This is a genomic window from Aeromonas sp. ZOR0002 (assembly GCF_963866995.1).
In the GTDB taxonomy this organism is placed as follows: Bacteria; Pseudomonadota; Gammaproteobacteria; order Enterobacterales; family Aeromonadaceae; genus Aeromonas; species Aeromonas caviae.
Map to the genome: position 1 here is coordinate 7394 of NZ_CAWMFQ010000078.1, position 3152 is coordinate 10545.

3 protein-coding genes and 1 pseudogene are annotated in these 3152 nt (G+C 64.1%); 1 reads left to right on the top strand and 3 read right to left on the bottom strand.

Annotated elements, in window-relative coordinates:
- From bcsQ to bcsG, 3 genes are read right to left on the bottom strand one after another with little or no spacing between them, the layout of a single operon-like run.
- Complete coding sequence (bcsQ, locus tag AACR77_RS04610) at nucleotides 1–663, bottom strand: cellulose biosynthesis protein BcsQ (RefSeq protein ID WP_042880036.1); 663 nt, start codon at nucleotides 661–663, stop codon at nucleotides 1–3.
- A complete protein-coding gene (bcsR, locus tag AACR77_RS04615) occupies nucleotides 660–884 on the bottom strand; it encodes a cellulose biosynthesis protein BcsR (RefSeq protein ID WP_042880042.1) in 225 nt (74 codons plus the stop codon). The genes bcsQ and bcsR overlap by 4 nt, the downstream gene beginning before the upstream one ends.
- Before the next feature lie 14 nt (nucleotides 885–898).
- Nucleotides 899–2545: a cellulose biosynthesis protein BcsG gene (bcsG, locus tag AACR77_RS04620; RefSeq protein ID WP_042880038.1), complete on the bottom strand. Its 1647-nt coding sequence runs from the start codon at nucleotides 2543–2545 to the stop codon at nucleotides 899–901.
- A gap of 393 nt (nucleotides 2546–2938) precedes the next feature.
- Between bcsG and AACR77_RS04625 the strand changes: the two are divergent.
- Nucleotides 2939–3152 (top strand): annotated as a pseudogene (locus tag AACR77_RS04625) (aromatic amino acid aminotransferase); the annotation flags it as partial.

Consider the following 3152-nt stretch of genomic DNA (forward strand, 5'->3'; position numbering starts at 1 on the left):
TCATCGGGGCGCCTCCCCCTCTGCCAGACACCAGGTTGCCAGGGCGGCCAGCTCGTGGGCAACCAGGCTGGTGGGCGCATAGCGGCCGACCGGCAGCTTGGCGGCCATGGCCTCCGCCATGGCTTCGTCCCTGTGCAGATGAAGATTGAGCAGAGGGAGCCCCCCTGCCAGCCAGAGATCCAGCAACCCCTGCTGCAGGGCCCGCTGGCTGGAGAACTGGGTCACCAGCAGATGCTCATCGGCCGCCCAGGGGTGGCGGTGAAGCCGCACATGGCAGTTGGCATCCGCATTGACCACCAGCAAGCGCCTGCAGGGGATGACGGGGGCCATGCCCAGGGGCAGATCCAGCAGCACCAGATCATAACCATCGATCCCTGCCAGCCACTCGGCTGACGCCCCCTGCCCCCCGCCATGGGAGAGCAGATCCAGTCCCTCCTCCCGGCGGTGAAGCGCACCTCGCCACTCCCGCGCCGGCTGGGTCAGCCGGCTCCAGCCTCCCGGATCGTCATGGGGCAGGCCAAGGTGGATGCCAAGCTGGTTGTCCGGGCAGAGATCCACCGCCAGCACCCTTGCCCCCTGCTCATGGGCAGCCTGGGCAAGCCCCGCCACGATGGCGGTGGTCCCCACGCCTCCCCGGATCCCCTGCAGGGCGATCACCGTCATGCAGACCTCCCTTCGCCAGTCCCCTCGGGCCCTTTCACTGCCACCTCCGCCAGCAGGGGGAAGCGTGCGCACAAGGCGGCGAGCCGCTCCCTGGCGGCAATATCCTGGTAGGAGAGGCTGACACCAAAGGCCTGCTGGACCATGGCCACGTCATTGATCACCGACCCCTCCACCGGGACGCCGAAGGGGGTCTTCATGTCTGATTGCCGTTCGCTGCGCATCGTCACCTCCGGTCTCATTGGGGATAGGGGACCCAGTCCCCCTGCCCCAGCTTGATGTGGTACTTGCCCTGATATTCGATCACCACCGAGCCCTGGTTCTCGGACACCGACGGGGTCTGCGGCAGGTCGCCCAGCAGAGCATCCCAATCGATGGTCTCGCTCCCGAACACATCCTTCCCCACCAGCCTGGAGACCAGTTCTGATACCGCCAGGAAGCTGCTGGGGGTGTCCACATTGCGGGTCGCCTCGTGGGGCGCCTTGGTACCGAGCAGGGCAACCCCCACCGGCACCTGGGTGATGCTCGGGCTGGGAATGTCCCGCAGCCCGGCCATCTGCATTTTGTCGCCGGTGAGAGCGGCGCCGTGCTCAGGCACCATCACCACGGCCACCTTGCGGCCGGATTGCTCCAACGTCGTCATGAAGTCGTCCAGCTGATCCAGCAGGGTCTTGAGCCTCTCCTTGTAGGGCGCTATCTGGCGGCTCGCCACATAGCGGTTGCCATCGTGCAGGGCGATGAGGTTGAAGAAGGTGACGTTGCGTGCCGCCTGACTCTGTGTCCGCTCGTTCAGCCAGCGGCCGAACAGGGCATCCCCGCGATAGATGGGCTCGCCATCGAAGGAGGCGAGATCATGGGCCAGTCCCTTCTTGTCCATGGGGGTCACATCCAGCCCGGCATACTGCTGCAGGCCGGTCAGGTAGTTGCCAAAATCCCCCGAGTGATCCATGGCCACCTGCTTGGCAAAGCCGAGCTGGGCCAGATTCTCGAACAGCAGACACTGCTTCGGCGCCGTCACATAGAGCCCCTGGTGGCTGGTCTGCCCGCAACTGGCCCGCAGCAGGCGAATGGAGCTCGGGCCGCTGTAGGAGGTGGCGGAGTTGAAGCGGTTGAAGCGAATGTCGAAGTGGGACCAGACCGGGTGCCCGGTCAGGCCGCTCGCCTCCACGTCACGCCAGGCCAGGGAGCAGACATTGATGATGAGCACATCGAAGGGGGTCGCCTGGGCTGGCAGGCTCTCCGGGAAGTGCACCAGCCTCTCCTGCTCCTCCCGATAGAAGTCATCGAGATAGGCGTTGAGGTTCTCGTTGGTCGGCGGGGCACTCTGGTCAAGCTGCTCCTCCATGGGCAGCACTGAGGGGCGGGTCTCCTCCCGGGGCGTGTTCAGGGCGTGCTCGCTCGCCCCCTTGCTGCTCGCGAAGGGATTGCTCACCTGGGGCGAGACCCAGAGCCAGAGCAGCGCCAGCAGGATCCAGGGGGTGAAGCGCAACCACTGGGCGATGAACAGATAGAGCGTCAGCAGCACGAACCCCGCGCCGACCATCTCCCAATTGATGAAACGCCCGAGCAGCTCAGCCCAGTAATCCAGGGTGAAGGAGAAGACCTGGCTACCCTGGGCACGAATGCTCTCTATCCCCGGCAACCAGGTATCGTGATAGAAGATCCCCGCCCCCACCGGCAACGCCAGCCAGTGCCGCGCACGGCGCCACCCGGCCCTTGGCAGGGGAAAGATCAGGAAGGCGGCAAACACCAGGTTGATCAGGGGATGGAAGTTGAGATATCCCCCCCAGAGCAGGGCGAACTTGGCAAGAAAATAGACATTCCAGCCACCCAGGCCGTGCCAGTCCAGCCAGGGGGAATCGGCATCAGAAACATGTCGGGTCATCGGCGATGAGTCACCTGTTATCGTGGGCCCCCCGAAGGGGCCGGGCACACTGCAATGGTTGTCAAAAGAATAGCCTGACTATTATGCAACTATTTCTTTTGTCTCAGGCGGCGCCGAACCTGGCTCCCCCGGATGGGTGGGAGGGGAATGAGAGGTGCCGTATGCATCCATATATTATCCAAACGATGCCGATAAGGCAGCCTTCTCTGACAAAATGGGGGGAACGTGCAGACGGGATGCAGGATCCTGGCAAGGGCCCCGCATTCACCACTGCGACAGACTTTGTCAGCCCTGTCGCCATCTCGAACAACTTGAGGCCACCTCTGGATTGCGCCATCATATCGGCCCGGCTGATGGCCGGCCGAATTGGACAGTCAACTTCAAGGACCCCCCATGTTTGAACACGTCGATGCCTATGCTGGCGACCCCATACTGACGCTAGTCGAGACCTTCCACAAAGATACCCGCGAGCAGAAGGTGAACCTGGGGATTGGCCTCTATTACGACGAGCAGGGCCGCATTCCGCTACTGCCGTCGGTGCAGCAGGCCGAAGCGCAGCGCGCCGCTGCCCCGGCCCCGGCCCCGCGCCCCTACCAGCCGATGGAAG

Coding starts and splice junctions, on each gene's coding strand:
- bcsG (WP_042880038.1), bottom strand. CDS start 2,545: ATGACCCGACATGTTTCTGATGCCGATTCCCCCTGGCTGGACTGGCAC.
- bcsQ (WP_042880036.1), bottom strand. CDS start 663: ATGACGGTGATCGCCCTGCAGGGGATCCGGGGAGGCGTGGGGACCACC.
- bcsR (WP_042880042.1), bottom strand. CDS start 884: ATGCGCAGCGAACGGCAATCAGACATGAAGACCCCCTTCGGCGTCCCG.